Below are 24,800 nucleotides of genomic sequence, written 5' to 3'. Positions count from 1 at the left end.
TGCAGACGGCCAGCTTAAAGGCCGCCGGCGAGCGCGTCATCGGGCAAGCGCTGCTTGGTTGACAGAACCGGATAGCGCCCGCAGGCAAACACGCGCCGTCGAAGAACGACGACCAGCGGCCAAACGCGTCAACAGGAGGACGAAAAAATGATGACCAGGCGTCTCACCGCCATCAAGGACGCTGCACAAGCGATTGCGCGCTTGCGGTATAGTCAGAGGCGGTTGACGGACAGAAAGCAGCATGCCGGCCAGCGAATCACAAAATTACGGCCGTCCTCAAGACGGCCGCATACAGTCCCGGCGCTCTCCGTAAACATTTTTTCTTCTTATAGGTCCGCGCTTCGCGTCTTTATTTTGGATTCGACGGGTAAGCAAACTATCGAGAGTGATACTGCCACCCGATCTCATCATCAGCACAGTGACGATCTCAACCTTGTTGCGCTTTAGGCCGATGAGCGTCAAATCTTCAAGCTCAATAACAGAGATGGTATGAATTTTTTTGTGTGCTGTCATGATGCTTATTTGCATGGCAGCGCACTCCTTCCTGCATGCCTCGGTGGCGGCAAGGGCAACGACGACTGGTAATCGCCGCTGCGAATGCGACCCATACATTCCGCATTGCAGCATCTCCCGCTTGCAGCGTCTGCCGCTTCAGCCCATCATGCATTCCGCCGGACGCAGTCCGGGCAAAACCGTCAAAGATCAAGGGACGAACGACCGTGCCGCTTCGCAAACTCGCCGCCGGATTTCTCGACTTCCAAAGAGACACGTTTGCGCCGAAGCGCCAGTTCTTCGATCAACTCGCGCAGAAGCAAGAACCGAAGGTCGCGATGATCGCCTGCTCCGATTCCAGAGTCGATCCCGCCATCCTCACCAACTCGGAATCGGGCGATATCTTCATGGTGCGCAACGTCGCCAATCTGGTGCCGCCGTGTGCGCGCGACGAGGAGAAGCACGGCATCAGTGCAGCCCTTGAGTTCGCGGTCATCGCGCTCGAGGTGCAGCACATCATCGTTTTCGGCCACGCCAACTGCGGTGGCATCAAGGCGCTCCTCACCAACGATCCGACGACGGCGGAGGAGCACGAGTTCATTCACAACTGGCTCGATATCGCCGGCGAAGCGCGTCGTCGGACGCTGATCGCCGCTCGCAACCAGCCGCTGGAGGTCCAGCTACACAAGCTGGAGCGGGAGGCAATCAAAACCTCGCTGTCCAACCTGTTGACGTTTCCCTGGATCGAGCAGCGGGTGCGAGACGGTCGGCTGCGGCTGCACGGCTGGCATTTCGATCTGCACAGCGGCAGCATCGACGTCTACGTAGCAAGCGAAGACCGCTTCCTGCCGCTGACTATTGACCTCATCGCCGAACTACAGGACGGATGACCACAACAACGGAAGTCGCTCGCACCATGACGCTCAGGCGAGCTTGACAGAGTTTCGCGATCGGCCTTATTCAGACGCTCCTGAACGGCAACGCTCAGGCGTGCCCCTGGGGCGGAGTAGCTCAGCTGGCTAGAGCAGCGGAATCATAATCCGCGTGTCGGGGGTTCGAATCCCTCCTCCGCTACCAACGATTTCAAAGGGTTACAAAGAACGAAGGGTGATCGATTAGACTCATTTTCGAGTCGATTAGACAGATCGATTAGACTCTCGTTCCCGGTTTGCTCTCCCACTTGGCCATGGCGTTGCGCGCCATCTCCGGGGTTCGGGGNAGATAGGTCTCCAAAATCTGCCGGGTCCGCTCCAGCGAGTGGCCGGTGATCGCGGCGATCTCCGGATCGGTGCACCCCGCTTCGGCGAGGCGGACGACAGCAGTTCGCCGCAGGTCCTGAAAGCGGAGACCATCGAGACCGGCCTGCAGGATGGCGTCGCGCCAGCGGTGGCGGAAGTAGTCCTCGCGAAACGGCTTGCCGCTGCGTGTGGTGAGGATGGTGAGCCCCTGCCGTGGAGTGCGGTCAAGGGACGCACGCAGCGTCCGGTGCACTGGCACCAGCAGCCGCGCGCCGGTCTTGTTCTGCCGTAACGCCAGCGTGTTCTCGCGGGCATCGAACTGGCTCCACACCATGGCGAGCAGGTCGCCCTCGCGCTGGGCCGTGTAGGCGCCGAGCATGAAGGCGAGCTGGATCATCTCGTCGTCGCAGGTGGCGAGGAAGGTCTCCTCCTGCTCGAAGGTCCAGAACTGCTGCCTTGGCTTGGTGCTGAGCTGCGGCACGCCGTCGACCGGGTTGCTCTTCAGCTTGTTGATCAGCAGCGCGTGGCTGCAGATGACCGAGAACAGGGCACGGAAGTGGTTGCCCTTGCGTGGCTTGTCGGCGAACCGATTGATGAAGCGGTAGATGAACACCCGACCCTCTGGCGGCTCCAGATCGCGGATCGGAGCATCGCCGAACATCTCTTTGATCTGCCCGAGGTAGTAACGGTAGTCGTCGCGGGTGCGCTCGGCCTTCGAGGCGAAGGTGTTGCTGGCGAGGTAATCGTCGATCAACCAGCCGATGCTGTTCTTGCGTGCCGGTTCGGCGTCCTGAACGGTATCCCCGGCCGGTTTGAGGCCACCGCCATCGGCGGCGAGGTTCAGTTTGGTCGCCTGTTCGGCCAACTCCAGTGACTGCAGGTCGCCATAAAGGCGTGTCAGGGGAAAACCCCGGCGGTGCCAGTAGTAGAGCGTCTTGCCGCTCTTGTTGGTGCGACCGCTGACGTAGCGCAGATCAATCTGGGTCATCGCCGAGCATCTCAAGGAGCCTGTTCGGTGCTTCCTGCCCCGACTTGACTACTTCCGGATGTATTGATCGCTCGATGCCTGCCAGTGTGTCGAGCGCGAAGTCGAGGGAGCGGATGTTCCAGACTCTCCGCCGGATGTCAACGGCGGAGCAATTCTGGGCCACTGTAGCGGAGTCAAAGCAGGCCATTTGGGCGAGAGCGGTGCAATCACGGCAAGGGGCCCGATCGGGCCCCTTGCCGTGCGTCGGCTTTGCCTCGGGGATCAGGGCTTGCTGGTTTCGCCGGTCTCGGGATCGACGGTCTCGGCGGTGGTCTGGTTTTGCTCCGCCCGATCGGCTGCGGTGGGGGGACGACGACGTCCGGCGGATTGCTTCAACCGGTAGCTGTCGCCGTTCATGGTGAGGATATGGACGTGGTGGGTCAGGCGGTCGAGCAGCGCGCCGGTGAGCCGTTCCGATCCCAGCACCGAGGTCCAGTCCTCGAACGGCAGATTGGAGGTGACGAGGGTCGAGCCGCGCTCGTAGCGCTGGGAGAACACCTCGAACAGAAGTTCCGCCCCGGTCGGCGACAGCGGCAGGTAACCGAGTTCGTCGACGATGAGCAACATCACCGACTGGAGATCGCGTTGCAGCTTCAGCAAGCGGCGCTCGTCACGCGCCTCCATCAACTGGTGCACGAGGGCGGCCGCGGTGGTGAAGGCGACGGTGAACCCCTTCTGGCAGGCGGCAAGAGCGAGGGCGAGCCCGACATGGGTCTTGCCGGTGCCACTGTTGCCGAGCGCGATGACGTTCTCCCGGCGCAGGATGAACTCGCAGCGGGCCAGCTCGAGCACCAGCATCTTGTTGAGGCTGGGAATCGCGGTGAAGTCGAAGGTGTCGAGGCTTTTGACCGCCGGGAAGCGTGCTGCCTTGATCCGCCGCTCGACCATTCGGCGTTCTCGGTCGATCAGTTCGAGTTCCACCAGGCGCAGCAGATAGCGGGGATGATCGACGCCGTCGCGTGCGCATTCGCGGGCGATCTTGTCGTATTCCCGCAGAACGGTCGGCAGCTTCAACTGCTTGAGGTGATGCGCCAGCAGAACCTGCGGTGTGCCGCTTGTCGTTCCCGCCGGCATCGCATCAGCGCCCGCCTTGCCGGTCATGCCGTTGTCCCGGGAACGAGAACGGCGTAGTCAGCCGCCGCCGTCATCCTGACGTCCATTTTCGGCAGATGTGGATAGGCCGTCAGGTCGAGCCGGGCCGGCCGCCGCTCGACGCGCGCCAGAGCAATCTGCTTGACCGCATCAAAGCCGATGACGCCGAGCCGGATCGCTTCGCTGACCGCGCTCGCCACCATCTCCATCGGGATCGCCTCCATCAGCCGCAGCACCTGGATGAACTCCCGCCTGCCGCGGTTGCCCATGCGCGCCTCGAGGAGATGGCGCAGGTGCTGGAACGCCTCCGGCAGATCCCAGTCTTTCAGCGCCGCCGCCTGGTCGAGGGCATTCGGCTTCGTCTCGATCAGCGCCAGATAGTGCAGCGGCTCGAATACGAAGGTGCCCGTGCCATAGCAGCGACGATGCCGGGCGATCGCCTCGCCGGCACAAAGGATCACCACCTCGTCGACGAAGCCCTTCACCACAACATCCCGGAAGCCGTATGCCGTCGGTACCGAGTAGTCGTTGCCGCGGTAGCGGACCAGGGCGGTCGATGAGACACGGGCCGCCCGCTTCTCGCTCGGCTCCAATGGCACCGCCGGCAAATCCCGGAAGGCTTCGAGGTCGGCGACGAGACGCTCGCCGATGGTTTCGCCGTGGCGACCGGCGCGTTCGCCTCGTCGCTGCCGGCAGCGCTCTTCCAGCATGGCATTGAGATCGTCGAAGCTTGCCGCCTGGGGGATCGGCGTCAGGAAGTTCGATCGAGCATACTTCACCAGCCCCTCGACCTTGCCCTTGTCGTTGCCCTTGCCGGGACGGCCGAAGCGATCCTGGAACAGGTAATGGCTCTGCAGTTCCGTAAAGGCCCGGGTGCGCTCCCGCCTGCCGTCGCCGCAGATCTTCGCCACCGCGAGCGTCGTGTTGTCGTAAAGCACCGACAACGGCACGCCGCCAAAGAAGGCGAATGCCGACACATGCCCGTCGAGGAAGGCTTCCGTCGTCTCCGCCGGATAGGCCTTCACGAAAGGAGTATCCGATTGCGGCAGGTCCATGCAGAAGAAGTGGATCTTCTGCCGGACGCCGCCGATCACGCCGATCGCCTCGCCAAAGTCGACCTGCGCATGACCGGACGGATGAGCCAGCGGCACGAAGGTCTCCCGCAATCTCCCCGAGCAACCCGGACGTAGTCCCTCACCACCGTCAGACCGCCGGCATAACCGTGCTCGTCGCGCAGTCGCTCGCAGATCCGCTTGGCCGAATGCCGCTGCTTCGAAGGCGCCATCCTGTCGGCCTCGAGGATGGCGTCGATCACCGGCAGCAGCACCCCAAGCTTCGGCTTCTTCACCGGCTTCGTTCGCGTGTAGCCGGGCGGCAACGAGAACCGGCACATCTTCGAAACCGTCTCACGGCTCAGCCCGAACACCCGGGCCGCCTCACGCCGGCTGTTGCCCTCGATGAAAACGAAATGCCGAACGGCGGCGTAGACTTCCACGGCAAACATCCCCGGCCGCCCCCACAAAAAAGAGACCGCCTAACCACTGGCCAGATTTTACTCCGGCGCGGCAGCACCAATCACCGCCGCTACGTGGCCTAATTTGTCACCGCCATACACACCCATCGCTCACGCCCTGATCCCCAACCCAACCAAGGAATCACGACCAAGCAGCCAATACGAGCGGTTCTTCGAGGCGCCCGACTAACACGCCGCACGTCTACAGGATGAAATCCGCGGCCACCCATGCCGTCGCCGCTGCACCCTTCACCAGGATTTCGAAGTCAGCGACGCCGTCGCCGGTGACGTCACCCTGGATCAGGCTGTCGGCGCCGCCGTTGGTGGCCACCGCGTGCAGTTGGCCGGCAACGCCGGTAAACGCTTCGGTGCCAATGAAGCTGAACGCCTGATTGCCCGCCACTCCCATATTGGCGTCGATCGCCGAGAGGTCGATCTGGTCNTCCCCGTTCACGCCGATGCCGCCAAAACCAACAATCGTGTCATGGCTGCCACCCAGCCCCGAGTCGGTGATCGCGGTGTAGACGAATTTGTCGTCACCGGAGCCAGCGTTGAGCAGGTCGGCACCGGCACCGCCAATCAGCCTATCGTATGAACCGTTGGCGAAGCCGGTCAGCGTGTCATCGAACGCAGAACCGGCGAGTTGTTCGATGTGCGCCAATGTGTCAATGCCAGCACCCAGCGTATGCTGCGGCCCAGCAATCGCCAGCGAAACGTTGACGGCTGCGGATGCCGAAGCATAGGAGGCCAGGTCCGTGTTACCGCCGCCATCGAGCGAGTCATTGCCGGCACCGCCATCAAGGGTATCGTCGCCTTGGCTGGCGAAAAGGGTGTCGTTACCATCGCCGCCAACGAGGCTGTCCTTGCCCAGGCTGGCCGCAAGGGAGTCGTTGCCGTCTTCACCGTTCAGCGTGCCCGATGCGTTGCCATATCCTTGAAGCAGCGTGTCGTCACCGCTGCCGCCGACGAGGCTGTTATTACCGCCTCCTCCGTCAAGCACGTTGTCGTTGGCATCCCCGATGAGCGTGTCGGCGTAGGCGGAGCCCACCAGCCCCTCGATCCGGTGCACGGCGTCCGTCCCGGCGCCAAGCGTATTCTGTGGCCCGCCGAGCGCCAGTGAAACGGCGACGCCAGCGGTGGCGGCAGCGTAATTCGCCCAATCGAAGCCGTCGCTACCGTCCAGCGTGTCGTTGCCCATACCGCCGTCGAGCGTGTCGTTGCCCGCACCACCGATCAGCGAATCATCGCCCTCACCGCCGGTGACGCTGTCGTCGCCGGCGCCGGCGCGCACGCTGTCGTTGTCGTCGTCGCCGCCGATCAGGTCGTTACCAAAGCCGCCGTTGAGGCTATCGGCACCGAGACCGCCGGCGAGGGTGTCGTTGCCGTCGTCGCCGAACAATGAGTCGTTGCCACCAACGCCCTGCAACGAATCATCGCCACCGACTCCCAGGCCAAGTCGTTGCCATCGCCGCCCCCATCGTGTCATTGCCGATGCCGCCACACAGGGTATCGCTACCGTCGCCACCCAGCAGCGAGTCGTCGCCGCTCCTCCCGGCGAGGCTGTCACCGGCGCCCAGCCCGGCGATGGTATCGTTGCCGGCGAAGCCGATCAGCGTATCGGCGCCGTCAGTACCAACCAGCGAGTCATTGCCCGGACCTGCGCCCGTCAGGCCGATGAAGTCGCTGGCGGTGAGGGTGGCCAGTGTCGCGCCGAGAACGGTGATCACATCGCCGTTCGGCAGATGCAGTTCCACTCCGCCACTGATCGCGGTGCGGCCGATCTCATCCCAGCGCAGGTGATAGGCGGATAAGTCGATCAGGTCGGCGCCGTCGGTAAAATCGGTGATGCGATCGCTCTCGCCGCCAGCGCCAGGCTCGAAGCGGAACACGTCGTTGCCGGCGCCGCCGGTGAGCGTGTCGTCGCCGGTTCCAGCATCCAGCGTCGCATCGCCGGCGCCGTTACCGAGACTGTCGTTGCCGACCCCGCCGGAGAGGTAAAATTCGGAATAAGCGTAATTACTCGAGCCGATGACCGTGTCGTTCCCATCGTCGCCGTAGAGGCTGACCTTGTAACCTGTCCCGGACGCAACGAGGCTGTCATTGCCGGCCCCGCCGAAAATGCTCACGCTCAAGTAATTGGCAGTGACATCGGCGGTATCATTACCGCCGCCACAATCGATCCTCACGCTGTATGACCCGTACCCGCCTGCTTGCGCCGTGATGTCGTCGTTGCCGGCGCCCCCATCGATCGTAAGGTTGCCAAAGCCAAACGTGGCGCTATCGATGGTGTCATTGCCGGCGCCGCCGGCAATGGAAACGTTGCCGTCGAGAAAATTGCTTACCTCAAGCTTGTTAATCAGGTCGTCGCCTTCGCCGCCGTCGAGGGTGGCATCGTTAAAGGTCGAAGCGTGGAGGGTGTCGTTGCCGGCGCCGCCGAACAGGGCGGTGGCTGCATAGCCGCTGATGCTATCGTTGCCATCATCGCCATAGAGGGAGATGTGGCCAGAGTTGTGACGGGTGTTAATCGCGCCATCGAGCGTGTCGTCACCGGCGCCGCCAAAGACCTCGACCGTCCCACCCGCGTACTCGTGGATGAAACCAACGATGCTATCGTTGCCGTCACCGCCAACGATCTGCATATCGTGCCACGTCGTGACATCGATCGTGTCGTTCCCGGAGCCGCCGGAGATCGTGCCGCCCCCATATGAATACCCAGTAATGCTATCGTTCCCGCCGTCCCCGGAAACAGCGATGTTGCCGCCGATGGACGTAGAGAAAGCGACCGTATCGTCCCCGTCGCCGCCGAAGATCGTGGCAGCGTCGGAACTGTAGAAAACAGCACTCAGCTGGATATTGTCGTTTCCGGCATCCCCCGACAGGACAATGCTGTCGCTGTCGATGTGGGCGACGATGGTATCATTGCCGGCGCCGCCGGAAACCGTGTCTTCACCGCTGCCGATCCCCACGACGTTGCCGCCGATCAGCGAGTCGTCGCCGCTGCCGCCGTCAAGGGAATCGCTGCCGTTGGGGTCGCCGCCTGTTAGCGTGTCATTACCCGCCCCGCCAAGGATCGTATCATTGCCGGCGCCGCCGTCGAGCGAGTCGTTGCCGCCGCCACCGTCGATGGAGTCCGCTCCGGTCCCAGGAAAACTTCCGGCAGGCGTTCGCGCCACGCTGGGCGAAACGAAGCTTGCGGTGATAGTTTCGTTGGCGTCGGTACCAATGAGCGTAGCCATGGCGGCCTCCCTCTGTTGCGGAGGGAGTCCAGCCGTCTCGGCGTCTTCCCCCTCCCCCAACACTCGCATTAGATAAGCCTAATCTCACCCTCCAGTGGAGTCGAGGGAGCGTCTTGAGAAGGTTCGGTGACACGCGCGTCATGCACCTTTTCCCTGCTTAACCGTCGTGCACGGATTAACGGCAGCGCCGCCGACCCATATACCTGGGGCATTGCGCAGCCACGACAGCGATCCGGGGAGGAGAACCATTCATGCGGGCGAACCAGCAGCGGGCGCTGGTGATCGTTAATCGACGGGGGACGAGGGGCAAGCAACCGCTTGACCGCGCGCTCGCCGTCCTGGCAGACGCCGGCATCACCGGATCACTGAGCTATGTCCGTTCACCCCGACGCATTCCCGGCCTGATCCGCGATGCTGTGGGTCATTTTGACATTATTATCATCGGCGGTGGCGACGGAACCTTATCGGCGGCTGCAGATACGCTGCTCGAGACCGGTCTTGTGCTCGGCATTCTGCCCATGGGCAATGCCAACGATTTGGCGCGCACCCTTGGCATTCCCTTTGCGCTCATCGCCGCTGCGAAGGTGATCGCCGCCGGGCGGACGCGGCTGATCGATATTGGCCGGGTCAACGGGCGCCATTTCTTCAATGTCGCCAGCGTCGGCCTCAGTGTCGACATCGCCGACCGGCTCACTTGCGAAGCAAAGCAGCGATGGGGGATTTTGGCCTACCNNTTCGCTGTAGTTGAGGCGGTACGCGCAGCGAAGCACTTTCACGCCCAAATCAACTGTGACGGCACCGCCGAGGTGATCGAGACGATCCAGATCGCCGTCGGCAACGGCCGCCATTACGGCGGCGGCATGACCATCGTCGACGACGCGACAATCGATGACGGCCGCCTCGACCTCTACGCCCTACCGCCGCATCCCTGGTGGCGATTGATGACCCTGGCGCCGCAGTTGCGCTGGGGAACGCATCGGCCGGTGCCCGACATCCATAGCCGGCATGGAGCGGAAATTCGCATCGAGACGAAACGACCGATGCCAGTGAATGTGGATGGCGAAGTGATAACCAAGACACCGGCAGTGTTCGACGTGGTTCGCGCCGCACTGCGCGTGTTCGCACCCGATCAAGCGCCAGGGTTACAGCCAATCAATGACGGCTAACCCGTCACCGCGCTTGCCGACGTGGCGACAGCGGGGGAATGATCGTGATCGCGCCCATCTTTGCGAGCCAGACGACGCGAGCGGCAATGTTGCGATGCTCCGGCGCAATCTGTGCCAGCAGGTCGTGCAGGGTGACCGAGCCTTTTTCCGGTACGACCACCAGGATCCGCTCGGTCAGCGGTTCCGGCGGCAGGACGGCACGCATCGCCCCGACCATTTCAAGGCTGCGAAAACGCACCAGCAGCGACTTATCCACCCGTCCGCGGCAGAGCCGCACGTCAGGCGTGACCGGCAACGTCGGATAGGAGGCAAACAGGGTGAATGGGTCCGGCCGCGCTGGCCAGCGGCGGGGAGCTTCGGTTTCGGCGGTTGCGGCGGCACGACGTGCCGCAAGCTCGGACCACAACTCCTGGTAACGGGGAATGATCTGCCGCCAGTCGAGCACTTCGCGCGTGTGCTGGCGGCCACTCTCACCCATACGCCTGCACAGATCACGATTGGCAAACAACTGGGCGAAGGCGGCCGCCGCAGCGTCCACGTCTACGGCGGAAAACTGGCTGACGTGGCCGATGTAGCGATCGTAGGAGTCCGCCTCGCAGGCGTAGCGAAAGGCCAGGTCTCCGCCCAAGCCCGGCGCTGGCATTGCGGTCGGCACGCAGAACCCGTCAACCCCATGGCGGATGGTGTCCTTGTAGCCATCCCAGTGGCTGACTACCACCGGCAAACCCGCCGCCATCGCCTCGATCGGCGTCAACCCGAACGTCTCCTGGATATTGTCGGAGAGCGAGCAGAAGATGTCCGCTGCTGCCCAGGCTTTGCCGCAGGCGTCGAAGTCCTTGCCGTTGACGCGGACATGGCGAACCTGCGGGCAGGCAGCGCCACGCGCCTGATCAAAGGCCTCTCGCGTCTTCTCGTTGGGAAACTGGCCCGCCTCGATCAACACCACCGGCCGCGCCCCCCGCCGCTCGGCCNNCAGCGCCTGGTACATGGCGAGCGGATGCGCCTTGGCGTGAAAAGACAGTCGGCCGAAGAAGAGGACCACCACCTCGTGTTCAGCAATGCCGAAATGCTGGCGGGCGCCACCGCGGCTGACCTCCGTTCGCTCGAAGGCATCACAATCAACGCCTAGCGGAATCACCGGCAGTTGCGGCGTCTCCATGCGCGTCGCGCCCAATCGCCAGGAGAGGTATTCGCGCTGCGAATCGAGCAGGCTGGCGACCACCTGCTTGCCGGCCTCGGAGGTGCAGATGAGTGCATCCCAGTGGCGCACCGGTGCCACAAGCAGGCCGGCGATATCGTCCATCGCGCCGGCAGAGGCCAGGGTGTGAATAACTCCGCACAGGCTCCAGGCGCGATCGCCGAAATGAATGCGCGACCAAGCAAATTCGCGCAATCCGGGAGCAGGAATGTAGAGGCAGCCGGGATTGGCCAGGGCGCCACAGCGATGCGGGCCCACCACGTGCACCGGCAGATCCGGTCGCAACGGCGAGACGAATTGCTTGAAGCTTTCTGCCGACGGCGCGCTCTTGATCAGCGTCCAGAAGCCGTCGATGGCAGCGTGGCGGGCAAATCCGGTCAGAAAGCCGTTTCCNGCCGCCTGCCGGCCCATCAGTTTCGGGCCGTCGAGGCGATAGCCGTCGTCCACATAGTAGATCGCGGCGTTGGCGGAACTGACCGCCGCCGCTGAGGCGTTTTCTCCCCGCGGTGAGTAACCGCTGGGGGTCGGCCTGCCCTTGCCGCGAGGGTCGTGCGTCGGAACGTTCAGGTTAGCCCTCGGATCGATACCTAACCGAGTCGCCAGCGAAAACCGGCGATCGCTGGCAGCATGCGACAATCGCCCAGGTCGGTCGAGCGGTTTTTCCCGCCCTGAGTTGATTATCCACGCCGGAGGCCCCGCTTAGGGAGCAAACGTCACCCTCGTGCGTCAATTGCCAGCGGCGCCAGCCGCTTCGCCGCCGGACCGGGCCGACTTAGCTCGGCTCGACTCGGCGGTTCAATGGGTCAGCCGCTGCTCGATCACCGCATTCTTGACCGATTTCTGCAGCTTTTCGAACGCGCGCACCTCGATCTGCCGCACGCGTTCGCGGCTGATGCCGTAGCGCTGGCTGAGGTGTTCGAGTGTCGTCGGATTCTCCTTCAGGCGGCGCTCGGCAAGTATCTGCCGCTCACGCTCGGACAGCGACCGCATCGCCCCTTCCAGAAGTTCCCGCCGCGAATGCATCTCTTCTGAATTGGCGAGCCGGATTTCCTGACCGTCATCGTTGTCGACAAGCCAGTCCTGCCATTCGCCTTCGCCTTCTTCACGCAGCGGTGCATTCAGCGACGTATCGGGATTGCCGATGCGCCGATTCATCTGAACCACGTCGATTTCGGGGACGTTCAGACGGGTTGCGATGGAGGTGACGTGCTCCGGCAGTAGGTCGCCATCTTCGATCGCCTGCATCTGGCCCTTGAGCTTGCGCAGGTTGAAGAACAGCTTCTTCTGCGCCGCCGTCGTTCCCATTTTCACCAACGACCAGGAATGCAAGATGTACTCCTGTATCGCCGCCCTGATCCACCACATGCTGTAGGTCGCCAAGCGAAAGCCGCGGCTGGGGTCGAACCGCATGACCGCCTGCATCATGCCGACGTTGCCTTCCGAGATCAGCTCGCTCAGTTGCAGGCCATAGCCTCGGTAACCCATCGCAATCTTGGCGACGAGACGGAGGTGGCTGGTAACAAGCGTGTGCGCTGCCTGTACGTCGCCCTGCTCCACCCAGCGAATCGCCAGCTCCTGCTCCTCTTCGGGGCTGAGCATGGGAAATTTACGGATCTGCTGAAGATATCGGGCGAGGTTGCGATCCGGTGTCATGTTAATATCGAAACTTGGTCCGCGCATCGTTCGCTCCTTCTCTTACGGACTCTCGCCGCACCTCCTCAGCTTGCGGATGACATCCCCTCTTCACCCAGCTGAACGATGATAGCCAACCCGGCAGATCAAGTATACAGCCCCTTAGTGTCCTTCTAAAAAACTAATCAACGAATTGATATCATGAGGTAAAGAGGATTCAAAACGAACCTTTATGCCGGTTTCTGGGTGGATAAAGCCTATCAAGAACGCGTGAAGCGCCTGTCGCGGACAAAGCGGCAGAACCTTGTCACCGGTGGATGCGGCGAAGCGTTGCCGCCGTCCGCGGTAGACCGGGTCACCCACCAAGGGGTGGCCAAGGGCGGCCATATGCACCCGGATCTGATGCGTCCGCCCGGTCGCCAGCCGGCACTCCAGCAGCGCCGCCGATGCTCCGAGCCAGCGTAGGGTGCGGTAATCGGTGATCGCCTCCTTCCCTCCTTGCGCAACGATCGCCATTTGCGTTCGGTCGCGATCGGATCGGCCAATACGTGTCGTCATACGACCACTTGCTGGTATTGGGTGCCCCCAGACCACCGCATAATAGGCACGTTCCACCGTATGCATGGCAAATTGCTCCGCCAGCGACCGGTGCGCCGCTTCGGTCTTTGCCGCCACCAGCAATCCTGTGGTGTCCTTGTCCAGACGATGGACGATGCCGGGACGGAGCGGTGCACCGATCGGCGACAGACCGCCCTTGCAATGGGCAAGGAGCGCATTAACCAACGTCCCGTCCGGTGTCCCGGCTCCCGGATGCACCACCAGACCCGCCGGCTTTTCGATCACGATCAGGTGATCGTCCTCGAAGACAACGTCGAGCGGTATCGGTTGCGCGATTGCTGTGCTCGGCGGCGGTGGCGGTACGGTGACCGCGTAGGTTTCGCCGAGACGCACGCATCGCGCCGGATCGCGGACGATTTCGCCGTCCGCGGCCAGCACCACCTGCCCGGCCGCAAGCAATTGTTGCACCCGATTGCGGGAGAGTTCGGCCAGCGCGGCGGCGAGGACACGATCAAGGCGGGTTCCCGCCTTGTCGGCGGTCACAAGGACGGTGTAAGGGGGAACCGCAGGTGGACGCTCGTTCATGCAACTAAAGGAAAGTGCCGGCAATGCAGGCAGTCAAGGCGCTGGTGATCGGTTTGGGCGTCCTATTGGCGAGTGGCATCGCCCTCCTCGTCTATGGAATATCCCAGAAGGCAAGCGATCCCCAATACAAGATGTTCCGCGGCAAATCCCCCGCCGCGGCACCCATCGCCACCTTCGGCGAGGCGCGCATCCCGCTGCCGGTGGACTGCACCGTAGCCGAGATGAAGCCCGATGGTGCGCATCTCTATCTCCGCATCGGACCGGCAGGGCCGTGCGAGCGAATCATTATCATCGATACGCAGACGGGCCAAGCCACCGGCAGTATCTGGCTGCGGCCGTGATCGTCCTTTCGGCAACGGTCGCCGCTGCCATTCGGCGCGCTGCGGAGAGCGCATATCCGGAGGAATGCTGCGGGTTGCTGTTGGGGCGAAGCGACCGGCCGGGACAAATCGCCATTGTTCGTGCGGTTGCCGCCCGGAACGTAAGCGGCGGCGACCGGCGCCATCGCTTCGAGGTGGATCCGGCAGCCCACTTCCAGCTGCTCCGCGATCTACGTGGCAGCAACGAAACCATGCTCGGCCACTATCACTCGCACCCCGATCATCCAGCCACCCCGTCGGCCGAGGATCTGGCGATGGCGTTTGAGCCCAACCTGATCTGGCTTATCGTCGCCGTCAGCCGCGGCTGCAGCGGTGACCTGCTCGCCTTTCGGCCAAACGAGGACGGAACCGCTTTCCTGCCGCTGAGGCTGCAGATCGATGTGACCGGTTCGGTCGCGCAAGGCAATTGACGACGCCAGCGCTTGCCGGCATCGCTACTGCCAGCCGTGTTCACGCCATGCCGTAACCTTACCAACCAGACCGAGGGAGACCCCGCATGATCCCGGAGCCGATTCCCCAGGCCGCCTACCTCACCCGCATGGCCGACGGTACAGTCAAGCAGATCAATCCCTTTACCGGCACCGAGGTCTGGACCGTGCCCGGACGTGGCAGCCGGCCCCTCGGCGACGACAACAAGCACGGCGTGCCACTTGATCCGGTGAAAAAGGATCACCATTGCGCCTTCTGCAGTGGTCGCATGCTGGAAACGCCGCCGGAAAAGGCGCGTCTGGTCAAGAGCGCGGACGGCTGGGAAAGCATCAGCAATCTGCCGGCAACCGCATTGACCGCAAGCGTGGCGGAATTCCGCCGCATCCCGAACCTGTTCGAGATCGTCACCCACGACTATTGGCAGAAGAACTTCGGCTACGCCATGTCAACGGCGCTCCAACTGCGCCAGCAGGACTACCTGTCAACAGAGACGGGACGCCGCCACGTACTGTCGGTGGTGGAGGCGCGCCTCGGACTTTCAGGCGTCGATGCCGCGGCGATCCACGCGATGGCGGAGGAGGAGAAGCTTAAGCTGAGCGATGCCTTCTTCGGTGGCGGCCACGAGTTGATCATTCCCCGCCGCCATTACGTCGACGGCGCGGTTCACGACAATCAGCTGGCATCGTCCGGGACGATGACGCCGGAGGAGCATTATCAATACTTCCGCTTCACCATTGAGGCGATGCGCGATCTTTACCTCATCAATCGTTACGTCCGTTACGTGGTTGTCTTTCAGAACTGGCTGAAGCCGGCCGGTGCTTCCTTCGATCATCTGCACAAACAGTTGGTCGCGATCGACACCCGCGGAGCGTCGAACGACGTGGAGATCCGTCAAGCCAGAGCGAACCCCAATATCTACAATGAGGCAGCGGTGAATTACGCCGGTTATCGCAACCTCGTCTTCGCCGAAAACGATCACGCCATCGCCTTCGCCGGCTTCGGTCACCGCTTCCCAACGCTGGAAATCTACTCCAAGGGCGAACGCTGCGAGCCATGGAACCACTCGGAGGCGGAATTGCACGGGGTCTCCGACCTAGTGCACGCCTGTCACGCCGCCATGGGCACGGGTGTTCCCTGCAACGAGGAATGGCACTACAAGCCGCCCGATGCCGACGTGCCGATGCCTTGGCGGGTACAGATCAAGTGGCGCGTCTCGAATCCAGCCGGATTCGAGGGCGGGACGATGATCTACGTCAACACCATCGATCCCGAGTCGTTGCGCGACAAGATTGTGCCGCGACTATTTCAGCTGAAGAACGAGGGGCGAATCGCGCCGATGAAGATCGCCTTCGAATGTGCCTGCGTACCCAATTGCCTGAAATACAATCCAGCCGTCCGGCGCGAAGACAAGGAGAACCCGGCGTTCCCCCACTCAGCCGTTAGTCGCAACCGCCGGTCCGACCGTCCTCGTGCCGGTGCCAATCGGGCCGGCGCTTTCCTAGCGGTCGACGAGCGCCATCATCCGTTCGCCATAGCGTGGGCCGGCAGTTCCTCCAGGTGGCGCCGCGGCAGCGATGCGGGCCAGATCATCCTTCGACAGCCGCAGATCGAGCGCCCGCAGATTCTCATCGAGACAGTGTCGGCGCTTGGTCCCTGGGATCGGCACCACGTCCTCGCCCTGGGCCAGAAGCCAGGCAAGCGCGATTTGCGCCGGCGTAGCCGCCTTCTCAACCGCGATCACCCGCACCGCATCAACCAGCCGCATGTTGGCAGCGAAGTTGTTCACCTGCAGCCGTGGGTCCTGCCGGCGATAGTCGCTTGCAGGATAGTCTTCCGCCGGCCGCGCCTGACCGGTGAGAAAGCCGCGGCCCAGCGGCGAGAAGGGGACAAGAGCAATGCCCAGTTCGCGCAGTGTCGGCAGGATCTCCGCTTCGATGTCCCGCTCCCAGAGCGACCATTCACTCTGCAGGGCGGTGATCGGGTGCACGGCGTGTGCCCGGCGGATGGTGGCGGCCGAGGCCTCCGAAAGCCCGAGATAGCGCACTTTGCCGGCGCGCACGAGGTCAGCCATGGCACCGACGGTGTCCTCAATCGGCACTGCCCGGTCAACGCGGTGCTGGTAAAAGAGATCGATCACCTCGATGCCGAGGCGGCCGAGCGAGGCGTCGCAAACTTCGCGCACATGCTCTGGCCGGCTGTCGGTGCCGGTAGCGACGTTGTCCTTGTTGAAACGAAAGCCAAACTTGGTGGCAATCACCAGGCGGTCACGCTGCCCGGCGATCGCCCGCCCGAGCAGCCGCTCATTGGTGAACGGACCATACATTTCGGCGGTGTCGAACAGGGTGACGCCGCGGTCGATGGCATGGTGGATGGTGGCGATCGCCTCCGATTCATCAGCCGCACCGTAGGCCCAGCTCATCCCCATGCAGCCGAGCCCCAGCGCCGATACCAACGGACCGTCGCGGCCGAGCCGGCGATATTGCATTGCTATTCTCCTCCGCTGACCACGCCGCGACCGGCCGCAGCCGCCATCTTCAGCCGCCGCGCGCCCGCGCACCAATTGCGGCGGGACTCTCGCTCAGACCACCTTCAGGCATCATAGCGGCGAATGAGCGCGATCAACCTACCCTGCACCTTGACCTGCTCCGGTCCACAGATGCGGGTCTCATAAGCGGGATTGGCCGGCTCAAGGGCGATCGACTTGCCACGCCGCCGCAATCGCTTCAGCGTCACTTCTTCATTGTCCACGAGGGCGACGACGATAGCCCCGTTTTCGGCGATGTCCGTGCGTTGAATGATCACCGTGTCGCCGTTGAAAATACCGGCCTCGATCATCGAATCGCCCTCCACTTCGAGGGCGTAATGCTCACCGCGGGCGAGCAGATCCGGTGGCACCTCGATCGACCGCGATTGGTCGCGAATCGCCGCGATCGGCGTCCCGGCGGCGATCTTACCGAGGAATGGCAAGGCTATAGCGCTCACGCTGGCGGCAACGGGCGGCGGTGTTTCGCTCGTCGCGGTACGGAACTCGCCCCGGACAACGTTGGGCGGCAGCATTTCCATCGCCCGATATCCAGCCTTCGTAGGCTCGGCCTTCGCTGCGTCAGTCGCCACGTTGGTCGCCATGTTGGTTGGTAGTCGCAGGATCTCGAGCGCACGTGCCCGATGCGGTAAGCGGCGTACGAATCCCCGCTCCTCCAGTCCGGTGATCAAGCGATGGATTCCTGACTTGGAACGCAAACCAAGAGCGTCCTTCATTTCATCGAAGGACGGAGGAATGCCTGCGTCCTGCAGCCGTTGGTTAATGAACATCAGGAGTTCATGCTGCTTGCGTGTGAGCATGCCAGAATTCCCCATTCCTCTCGCCAGACACCATCGGGGCGGGCCAAGATTGCCGGCGCCAGCCCACGCTCCCCACCGTACGCCCTTGCGACGCTGCCGTAACCACCACCAAGCGCCAGAACAAAGAGCAAACGATACTGCGTTCTACTTTAGTTCCGAGAAGAGGTCAAGCCGATCCGTGCGCATTAGTAAGCCTATCGCAAGAGGTCGACCAAAATAGGCCAAGATTTGCCGCGAATGGGCCTAATGTAACAAAATGATCGGGACGATATCGCCAGCCCCAACCGGCGGAGCGTGCGGCGCACGTAAAATGAGACAATCCGCCGCCGCAAACAGCGCGGTCAACGCGCTGTCCTGGCGCGCAAAGGGGGTGACATCCATTCTGCCGCTGGCGGAGACAGCCAGCTTGGCGCGGATATAGTCCTCGCGCTCATCGTTAGCGGGAAGTGGTGCCGAGGGTGGCGAANNACGCTCCGCATGTTCGGCGTCGCTAGCGCCAAGCAGCGCCGCAATCATCGGCTGGGCAAGGCGGAGAGTCGTCACCGCCGCTGACACCGGATTGCCCGGCAAAATGAGCACCGGCGTCCCCTGCAGCCAGCCAAAGGAGGTGGGCTTGCCAGGGCGCATCGCCACGCGTTCGAAACCAAGGCTGAAGCCAAGGTCGGCGAGCACCGGGCGAACGAGGTCCCGATCACCCACCGAGGCACCACCAACGGTGAGAATGAGGTCTGCCCCTGTCGCCGCTTCCAGCGCAGCGGCAAGCGCGTCCCGATCATCGGCGACAACGCCGAGATCGAGCGGGACAGCCCCCATTGCTGCAATTGCCATNCCGAGATAGACGCTATTCGAATTGATCGTCTGCGCCGGGTCGCGCCATTCACCCGGCAGCACCAGTTCGCTGCCTGTGGCGAGGAAGGCGACCCGCGGTCGCAGGTGCACCGGGAGTGACGAAACGTTGGCGGCAGCCGCCAGGGCCAAGTCGCTAGCGGTCAGCCGCCGTCCGGAGTGCAGCAGCGTCTCACCCTGCTGGAAATCCATCGCTGCCGGTCGAATCCAGCGTCCTGGTGGCGACGCTCGCCGGACAATGATGTGGTCACCTTCAAGACGAACATGCTCCTGGATCACAATACTGTCAGCGCCATCGGGCAAGGGGGCGCCGGTCAGAATGCGCACCGCTTCGCCCGTCCGGACGGCGCCCGCATAGCCGCTGCCGGCGGCGGCAATCCCGGTCAGCCGCAAGGTCGCCGGCGGCGACGCCACATCCTCAGCCTTGACCGCGTAACCGTCCATGGAGGAGACCGCCGTTGCCGGATGGGAAATCCGCGCGACCACATCGGCGGCGAGAACACGGCCACCTGCCGCCTGCAATGAAACACTCTCCGACGGCAAGGGCTGTAGCCGGCTGACGACGATCCGGCGCGCTTCGACAACCGAGATCATCTATGCGGCAACAAACGAGCCGGAGCGTCCGCCGGATTTGGCGATCAGCCGCAGATCGGCGATGCGGATGGTTCGATCCACCGCCTTGCACATGTCGTAGATGGTGAGGGCGGCAACCGACGCTGCCGTCATCGCCTCCATTTCTACGCCCGTCTGTGCCGACACGTGACAGGTGGCGCGAATCCGGATGCACCGTTCGACCGCATCGGTGTCGAAGTCGACGCTGACGTGGCTCAGCGGCAGCGGATGGCAGAGCGGGATCAACTCGGCGGTGCGCTTCGCCGCCATAATGCCGGCGATGCGCGCCACAGCAAACACGTTGCCCTTGGCGCTCACGCCTTCCACCGCCAAGGCGAATGCCTCCTCGTTCAGATAGACACTAGCGGCGGCGGTCGCGCTTCGCGCTGTGACCGGCTTTGCTGCCACATCGACCATGCGCGGCTGGCCGTCGCGATCAAGGTGTGAGAGTTGGCTCATGTCATCCTGGCCGCTTCCGCTCGGTATCCGCTGACCGCGTTGGTTGTCTCGCGCAGCGGCGATCATCGCCGCAGATCAAGCACGACCGAAAAGGTAGGCGCTCGGACGGGCATCACCAAGCGTCTTCGCGGTGTGACGGCCGTTTTCGCCACCAGACGAGCGGCACAAGGCGCGACGGTTACGAGTCGTCGTCGGGCGATGCCGCCGCGCTTGTTCTTGCCCAGGGACGACCCTTGCGGCCATCGCTGACCGTTTCGATGCGAATGCCTGTGGGTTCGAGCCAGATGGCGTGCGCGCCGCCGCGCCAGAGATCCCAGCGGTCGAGCACGTGCGCAGCCGACGGGCACGGCGGCGGAAAGGGGTCGACAGCGATGATCAGATCCGCCTCGCGACAATCGTCGGCGCGTGCAGTGGCGAGGCGCGGAATCGCCACCACCCGCGTCCCGAGGCGATAAACGCAACCGAGCGGATCACACCGCAGCCGGCCGCCGTCAAGCAGGCCCGTCTTCGGCCAGACCTCCGTCGACGCCTCTTCACCGTTCCGTTGGGCCCAGCTGCGGCGAGCAATGCGCGCGCCGGACGGTCGCGACATCGCCATGGATCCGTCACTCAGCCGGACACCGATCAGTTTGCCATCGCCTTCGATAAGCATGGAGGGCGGCTGCACCAGCAGCATCGACCCCATGCCGACGGCAATCGCCATCAGCCCGGCTAGGCGCCAGCGCCTTTGCCACAGACATAGCCACAGCCCGCCCAAGGCAACCAGGGCCAACCCCATCCANGGAAGCACCGGTAACAGAATGGCCGCGCCTGGGACTGCGGCAGCCGTCTCGGCGATATGGATGAGCAGCCAGGCTCCCCAGCACATGGGCGTCAGCGCCCAGCTTTCGCAGCCGAAGGGCATCAGCATCAGGGTGAGCATCCCCCAGGGAAGAATCCAGAAGCCGGTCAGCGGGATGGCGACGAGATTGCTTATGACCCCTAGCAACGCCAGTCGATTGAAATGAAAGATGGCGAAGGGCGCGGTGGCGAGGGTGGCGACAACGGACGAGCCGACAATCGCCGCCAGATAGACAAGCCCTCGCCGTAGCGCCCGCGGCTGGTCGTGCACTGCCTGCCTCGGCGCCCGCGCGTTGCGCTCTGCGGCAGCGATCAGCGCCACCATCGCCGCGAAGGACATCTGGAAGCTGGCACCGAGCATGGAGTCCGGCTGGGTCAGCAGAATGACCAGCGCCGCCCAGGCAAGCAGCCGCATCGAGATCGCCCGACGACCGACGAACACCCCGATCATCACCACCGTCAACATCAACAGCGAGCGCTGTGTCGGGACCGAATTGCCAGACAACATCGCGTAGAAGGTGGCGCCGGCAATTGCGATCGCCGCTGCNCACCTTTTTGGCTCGACCCGTAGCGCCAACCAAGGGACGGCGGCGACCAGCAAGCGGGTCCAAAAGAACAGTAGGCCCGCGGCCATGCCAATGTGGACACCGGAGATCGAGAGCAGATGCGCCAATCCTGCATCCCGCACCGCTGCAAGCGTTGTCGCCGGAATACCGGTGGTTTCACCCACCAGGAGGGCGATGACGACGGCGCCAGCGGCGTCATCGTGCTCCTGGCGCACCCGTTCACCGATGCTCATCCTGAGTGCCTGGAACCAAGTCTGCACCGGCCACATCGCCTTGTCGGCAGCGACGTCGACGGTGCGAATGGTGCCGACGACGAACCCCACCGCCCCCAGCTGCTGAAAAAAGCCGTAGCGTTGGAAATCGAATCCGCCTGGTTCGCTGGGAGCTGCCAGTGGCTCCAGCACCGCCACCAGCGACACCCGTTCACCCGGCCGGGGAATGACCCCTGTGCCGCGGACGCGGAGGCGGACACGCTGCGGCGTCTCCGCGGCACTGAACCCGGCGATGGTCAGGTGATCGAGGGTGATCCGCGACCCGGAGGCAAAGCTCTCCACTTCGACCATATCGCCTTGCAGACTGATTGGCCCGACCCGATGGGTGAGGAAAGGGGCGCTGACCCGCAGGGTACGCAGCTGAGCGGCACTGAACCCGAGTGCTACGAACAGCAAGGCCAATAGCCAAATGGGCAGTGACGGTGTCGTCAGGCTCCGGTGGCGAAGCTTGAGAGCGAGGATGACCAGAACGGCGAGGACGGCGACCGCGCCGATCCATGACCAAGGCTCGACCGGCAGGATGAAGTAGACCGCCACACCGCAACCGACCAGCACCGGCGTCCAAAGAAAGTATCGGTCACGTTCCTTGACGCCTTGCGCGAGCGCAAGGTGCAACAGACCGACCCTCTGCAGCCCGGCTGCGGCGCGCGCCCATGGGAGAGCAAAGGGCATAACTACCCCCAACAGGTTATTGTCCCACACCGACAGCGCCGGTCGCGACGATAACTAACCTATATGAGGTAGCACGATTCACGTATAGCCGGCAATTGGCAACGTTTCGTCGCCAAGCCTGTACTCAGTCCACCATCTCAGAAGTCAGAACACCCCAAACGAACCAGACGTCGACCGGTGCGGCTGCGCAATCCTGCTGCCGAGTTCGGACCGCGAAGGGAAGCGTGCTGAGGGCGAATTGGCAGGGAGGACTAGAAAGTCTGCTCGGCGTCTGCTGCTGCCGTACCCGCGTCATTCCACTCGGCGGGATCGATCCGCTGCCAGCCGGTGTTGGTAAAGCCCTGCAACGGACGGAAGCGCGCCTTGTAGGACATCTTCGTCGTCTGAGCGATCCAGAAGCCAAGATAAAGATAGTTCAGGTCCGCACGATGGCTTCTGTCAATCAGACTAAGAATAATGAATGTACCAAGACTGCGTCGTCGCAACGTCGGATCGAAAAAGCTGTAAACAGCCGACAAACCATCGCAAATGTGATCAACGATACAGACGGCACGAAGAATTTGTGTCGGATCACGGACTTCCAGGATCGATGTACGAACCGGCGTCTGTTCAATCAACAGTTGGTAATCGTGGTAGCCCATCTTCGCCATGTCGCCATGATGGTGGCGTCGATGCTGATAGGCGGTGAAGAGCGCGTACTGCTCCTTGGTCGCCGCCGGAGGCAAGTGCTGCAGCAGAAGATCGCTGTTATGGGCGAGCACCCGACGATGTGCGCGGTCTGGCTGAAACCCGCGCACGTCGACGCGAACCGGCACGCAGGCAGCGCATCCGCTGCAAATGGGAGTGTAGGCAAGGGTATGGCTACGCCGAAACCCCGCCTGAGACAACGCATCATGCACTGGAACGGCGTCGCGGCGCGAAAGGTCGGTGACCAGGCGACGCTCATAGCGGTCCGGCAGATAGGGACACGGCTGTGGCGAAGTGGCGAAAAAGGCGAGCGGCGCTGATGCGAGGAGAGAGTTCATCGCAGCCAGTCAGTCAATAGAGGGAAGAGGATGCGGCGTTCGTCACCACAATATGGGTAGTCTATCGCGTCCCGTCACTCATTAGCAAGATTCTCTGCAACCGCGAAGCAGTATTAATGGGATCCCGTGCCACGCAGCAGCATGATCGTCAATCGGCGGTTTCCGGCCGCATCCGGAGTCTGTGGCAACAGCGGCTCTGTTGCTGCGCGCCCAACCACCCGCTCCACCCGCGTGTCGGTTAGTCCCTGTTCAACCAGGACCCGACGAGCCGCGTTGGCCCGATCGGCCGACAATTCCCAGTTGCCATAGGTGGCGCCACCAGCCCGCCGCCGTGAGGAAGTCCGGAAAGTCTAACTTCCGGCGGTCCAAAAATGGGGTCCACATCAGCATGATTCGACCCTGCACGAACGTCAGGAGGCAGGATGAGACGCGCCTGTGTTAACACCGCGGCGCGGGCGCGGCTGGCCTCCTTGGGAAAGATGCATACAGTCACAAGGCTTTGCGTTCGGTTAACGCCGGCAAAACGGGCAGCGCTGGCTGCGGTAGTTTATCCAGCCGGCATCAGCCAGCGCACTCGCCTTGCCGCGCCCGGACAAACTGCCTAACATCCGCCGTCACGGGGAGTAGCGCAGTCTGGTAGCGCATCTGCTTTGGGAGCAGAGGGTCGCTGGTTCGAATCCAGTCTCCCCGACCACACGCCCCCACACACACAGCCCCCACCGCGGCACGCTGCTTTGCCGCCGCCGGATGTCCTGCCCGGGCGGTGTGTGATCGAGCCGTCAGGCCTCGGGCGGGCAGGCAACGGCATCTAACGTCAGCCAGTCACACATGATGTTAGCAATGAATCTGTTGCTTCGCCGGAGAGTCGCTGCGTGGCAAGGATGCGAAACCAGGCNNTGGGACCTCTCGCGATGGCATCGGCGTGGCGAGCAGAAAACCCTGGACGCCATCGGCGGCATACCGCTTCGCCAAAGCGAACTGCGCGTCGGTTTCCACCCCTTCGACCACCGTCTGCAGACCAAGACTCCGCGCCAGATCGATTGTTGCGTGCAGGATCGACTTGCGGCGTTCCGTCGCGCTGGCGATGAACATGCGATCGATCTTCAACACATCCACCGGGATCTGGTCCAGCCGCCCCAGGGATGAGTGACCGGCACCAAAATCGTCGATGGCCACCCGAACCCCTAATTGCCGCAACCGTTCGAGCACGTTCACCGCCTTGCTGCGGCTTCCCATAGCCCCTTCGGTCACCTCAACCGTCAGACGTTGCGGTGAGAGGCCTTCGGCCTGCAGTCGGCTGACGATATGCTCGACAATTCCCTCAATCTCGAACACCGCCGTTGCCAGATTGACCGCGATCCCGGCATCGACGCCGGCAGCGATCCAGACAGCGGCTTCGCGCAGAGCTTCGCCGACGATCCAGAAGGTCATCGGAACTATCAGCCGGTTGCGTTCTACCGCCTCAAGAAATTCCCCTGGCAGGAGCAGCCCTCTGCTCGGGTGATTCCATCGGATTAAAGCTTCAAATTCCACCGGATGGAGGTCGGACACATTGAGAATGGGCTGATAGTGCAGGACAAACTGGCTATCCCTGACTGCCTGGTGCAACTCCTGTTCAAG

19 protein-coding genes, 2 tRNA genes and 3 pseudogenes are annotated in these 24,800 nt (G+C 63.0%); 7 read left to right on the top strand and 17 right to left on the bottom strand.

Annotated features, from left to right (window positions below; translation table 11 throughout):
* Window positions 1–276 precede the first annotated feature (276 nt).
* Entirely contained in the window at window positions 277–528 is a 252-nt protein-coding gene (locus HQ394_RS17450) for a hypothetical protein (RefSeq protein WP_190261262.1), read from the bottom strand.
* Window positions 529–719: 191 nt separating this feature from the next.
* Here HQ394_RS17450 and HQ394_RS17445 point away from each other — a divergent pair, with 191 nt between their 5' ends.
* Entirely contained in the window at window positions 720–1,382 is a 663-nt protein-coding gene (locus tag HQ394_RS17445) for a carbonic anhydrase (protein WP_223291687.1), read from the top strand.
* A gap of 110 nt (window positions 1,383–1,492) precedes the next feature.
* A tRNA-Met gene (locus HQ394_RS17440) sits at window positions 1,493–1,569 on the top strand.
* 72 nt (window positions 1,570–1,641) lie between these two features.
* Here HQ394_RS17440 and HQ394_RS17435 read toward each other — a convergent pair.
* From HQ394_RS17435 to HQ394_RS17415, 5 genes and pseudogenes are all read right to left on the bottom strand, one after another.
* Window positions 1,642–2,391: a tyrosine-type recombinase/integrase gene (locus tag HQ394_RS17435; RefSeq protein ID WP_456151645.1), complete on the bottom strand. Its 750-nt coding sequence runs from the start codon at window positions 2,389–2,391 to the stop codon at window positions 1,642–1,644.
* 588 nt (window positions 2,392–2,979) lie between these two features.
* Window positions 2,980–3,858, bottom strand: coding sequence for an IS21-like element helper ATPase IstB (gene istB, locus HQ394_RS17430; protein ID WP_317628934.1), 879 nt, complete (start codon window positions 3,856–3,858; stop codon window positions 2,980–2,982).
* A pseudogene (istA, locus tag HQ394_RS17425) lies at window positions 3,855–5,353 on the bottom strand (IS21 family transposase). The gene istB and the pseudogene istA overlap by 4 nt, the downstream one beginning before the upstream one ends.
* Window positions 5,354–5,564: 211 nt before the next feature.
* A complete protein-coding gene (locus HQ394_RS17420) occupies window positions 5,565–6,848 on the bottom strand; it encodes a calcium-binding protein (protein WP_190261259.1) in 1,284 nt (427 codons plus the stop codon).
* Window positions 6,793–8,598 (bottom strand): beta strand repeat-containing protein, encoded by a 1,806-nt coding sequence (locus HQ394_RS17415; protein WP_190261258.1) that lies wholly within the window; start codon window positions 8,596–8,598, stop codon window positions 6,793–6,795. Before HQ394_RS17415 ends, HQ394_RS17420 begins: the two co-directional genes overlap by 56 nt.
* 251 nt (window positions 8,599–8,849) lie before the next feature.
* Between HQ394_RS17415 and HQ394_RS17410 the strand changes: the two genes are divergently transcribed.
* A complete protein-coding gene (locus HQ394_RS17410) occupies window positions 8,850–9,764 on the top strand; it encodes a lipid kinase (protein ID WP_190261257.1) in 915 nt (304 codons plus the stop codon).
* 4 nt (window positions 9,765–9,768) lie between these two features.
* Here HQ394_RS17410 and HQ394_RS21635 read toward each other — a convergent pair whose 3' ends face one another.
* The 3 genes from HQ394_RS21635 to HQ394_RS17395 form a co-directional block, all read right to left on the bottom strand.
* Window positions 9,769–10,923, bottom strand: a complete 1,155-nt coding sequence (locus tag HQ394_RS21635) for a glycosyltransferase family 4 protein (RefSeq protein ID WP_456151644.1) — start codon at window positions 10,921–10,923, stop codon at window positions 9,769–9,771.
* A gap of 834 nt (window positions 10,924–11,757) precedes the next feature.
* Window positions 11,758–12,642, bottom strand: coding sequence for an RNA polymerase sigma factor RpoH (gene rpoH / locus HQ394_RS17400; RefSeq protein ID WP_223291686.1), 885 nt, complete (start codon window positions 12,640–12,642; stop codon window positions 11,758–11,760).
* A 114-nt stretch (window positions 12,643–12,756) separates the two neighbouring features.
* Entirely contained in the window at window positions 12,757–13,737 is a 981-nt protein-coding gene (locus HQ394_RS17395; RefSeq protein ID WP_190261255.1) for an RluA family pseudouridine synthase, read from the bottom strand.
* 23 nt (window positions 13,738–13,760) lie between these two features.
* Between HQ394_RS17395 and HQ394_RS17390 the strand changes: the two genes are divergently transcribed.
* The 3 genes and pseudogenes from HQ394_RS17390 to HQ394_RS17380 form a co-directional block, all read left to right on the top strand.
* Window positions 13,761–14,078 (top strand): hypothetical protein, encoded by a 318-nt coding sequence (locus HQ394_RS17390; RefSeq protein WP_190261254.1) that lies wholly within the window; start codon window positions 13,761–13,763, stop codon window positions 14,076–14,078.
* Window positions 14,075–14,527 carry a Mov34/MPN/PAD-1 family protein gene (locus HQ394_RS17385; protein ID WP_190261253.1) on the top strand — a complete coding sequence of 151 codons (453 nt, stop codon included), beginning with the start codon at window positions 14,075–14,077 and terminating at the stop codon, window positions 14,525–14,527. Before HQ394_RS17390 ends, HQ394_RS17385 begins: the two co-directional genes overlap by 4 nt.
* A gap of 86 nt (window positions 14,528–14,613) precedes the next feature.
* Window positions 14,614–15,918: pseudogene (locus HQ394_RS17380) on the top strand (DUF4921 family protein); the annotation flags it as partial.
* A 126-nt stretch (window positions 15,919–16,044) separates the two neighbouring features.
* Here the strand turns inward: HQ394_RS17380 and HQ394_RS17375 are convergent.
* From HQ394_RS17375 to HQ394_RS17345, 7 genes and pseudogenes are all read right to left on the bottom strand, one after another.
* A complete protein-coding gene (locus tag HQ394_RS17375; protein ID WP_317629047.1) occupies window positions 16,045–16,965 on the bottom strand; it encodes an aldo/keto reductase in 921 nt (306 codons plus the stop codon).
* A gap of 170 nt (window positions 16,966–17,135) precedes the next feature.
* On the bottom strand, window positions 17,136–17,888 hold the full coding sequence (lexA, locus tag HQ394_RS17370; RefSeq protein WP_190261252.1) for a transcriptional repressor LexA: 753 nt from the start codon (window positions 17,886–17,888) through the stop codon (window positions 17,136–17,138).
* 243 nt (window positions 17,889–18,131) lie between these two features.
* Complete coding sequence (locus HQ394_RS17365; RefSeq protein WP_190261251.1) at window positions 18,132–19,328, bottom strand: molybdopterin molybdotransferase MoeA; 1,197 nt, start codon at window positions 19,326–19,328, stop codon at window positions 18,132–18,134.
* Window positions 19,329–19,805 (bottom strand): cyclic pyranopterin monophosphate synthase MoaC, encoded by a 477-nt coding sequence (gene moaC, locus HQ394_RS17360; protein WP_190261250.1) that lies wholly within the window; start codon window positions 19,803–19,805, stop codon window positions 19,329–19,331.
* 178 nt (window positions 19,806–19,983) lie between these two features.
* Window positions 19,984–22,155 (bottom strand): ComEC/Rec2 family competence protein, encoded by a 2,172-nt coding sequence (locus tag HQ394_RS17355; protein WP_223291685.1) that lies wholly within the window; start codon window positions 22,153–22,155, stop codon window positions 19,984–19,986.
* A 251-nt stretch (window positions 22,156–22,406) separates the two neighbouring features.
* Window positions 22,407–23,180: an arginyltransferase gene (locus HQ394_RS17350; RefSeq protein WP_190261248.1), complete on the bottom strand. Its 774-nt coding sequence runs from the start codon at window positions 23,178–23,180 to the stop codon at window positions 22,407–22,409.
* 113 nt (window positions 23,181–23,293) lie between these two features.
* Window positions 23,294–23,491 (bottom strand): annotated as a pseudogene (locus tag HQ394_RS17345) (OmpA family protein); the annotation flags it as partial.
* 306 nt (window positions 23,492–23,797) lie between these two features.
* Between HQ394_RS17345 and HQ394_RS17340 the strand changes: the two are divergent.
* Window positions 23,798–23,874, top strand: a tRNA-Pro gene (locus HQ394_RS17340).
* A 140-nt stretch (window positions 23,875–24,014) separates the two neighbouring features.
* On the opposite strand, the gene HQ394_RS17335 is transcribed toward HQ394_RS17340, so the two are convergent.
* The gene (locus HQ394_RS17335; protein WP_190261246.1) at window positions 24,015–24,788 is read right to left on the bottom strand and encodes an EAL domain-containing protein; all 774 of its coding nucleotides are present in this window, start codon (window positions 24,786–24,788) and stop codon (window positions 24,015–24,017) included.
* Window positions 24,789–24,800: the final 12 nt, after the last annotated feature.

Origin of the sequence: Defluviicoccus vanus (assembly GCF_014672695.1) — a bacterium.
Classification (GTDB): Bacteria; Pseudomonadota; Alphaproteobacteria; order Rhodospirillales; family Defluviicoccaceae; genus Defluviicoccus; species Defluviicoccus vanus.
The sequence above is the reverse complement of the archived record's forward strand: the minus strand, read 5'-3'. Positions and strand labels throughout refer to the sequence as shown.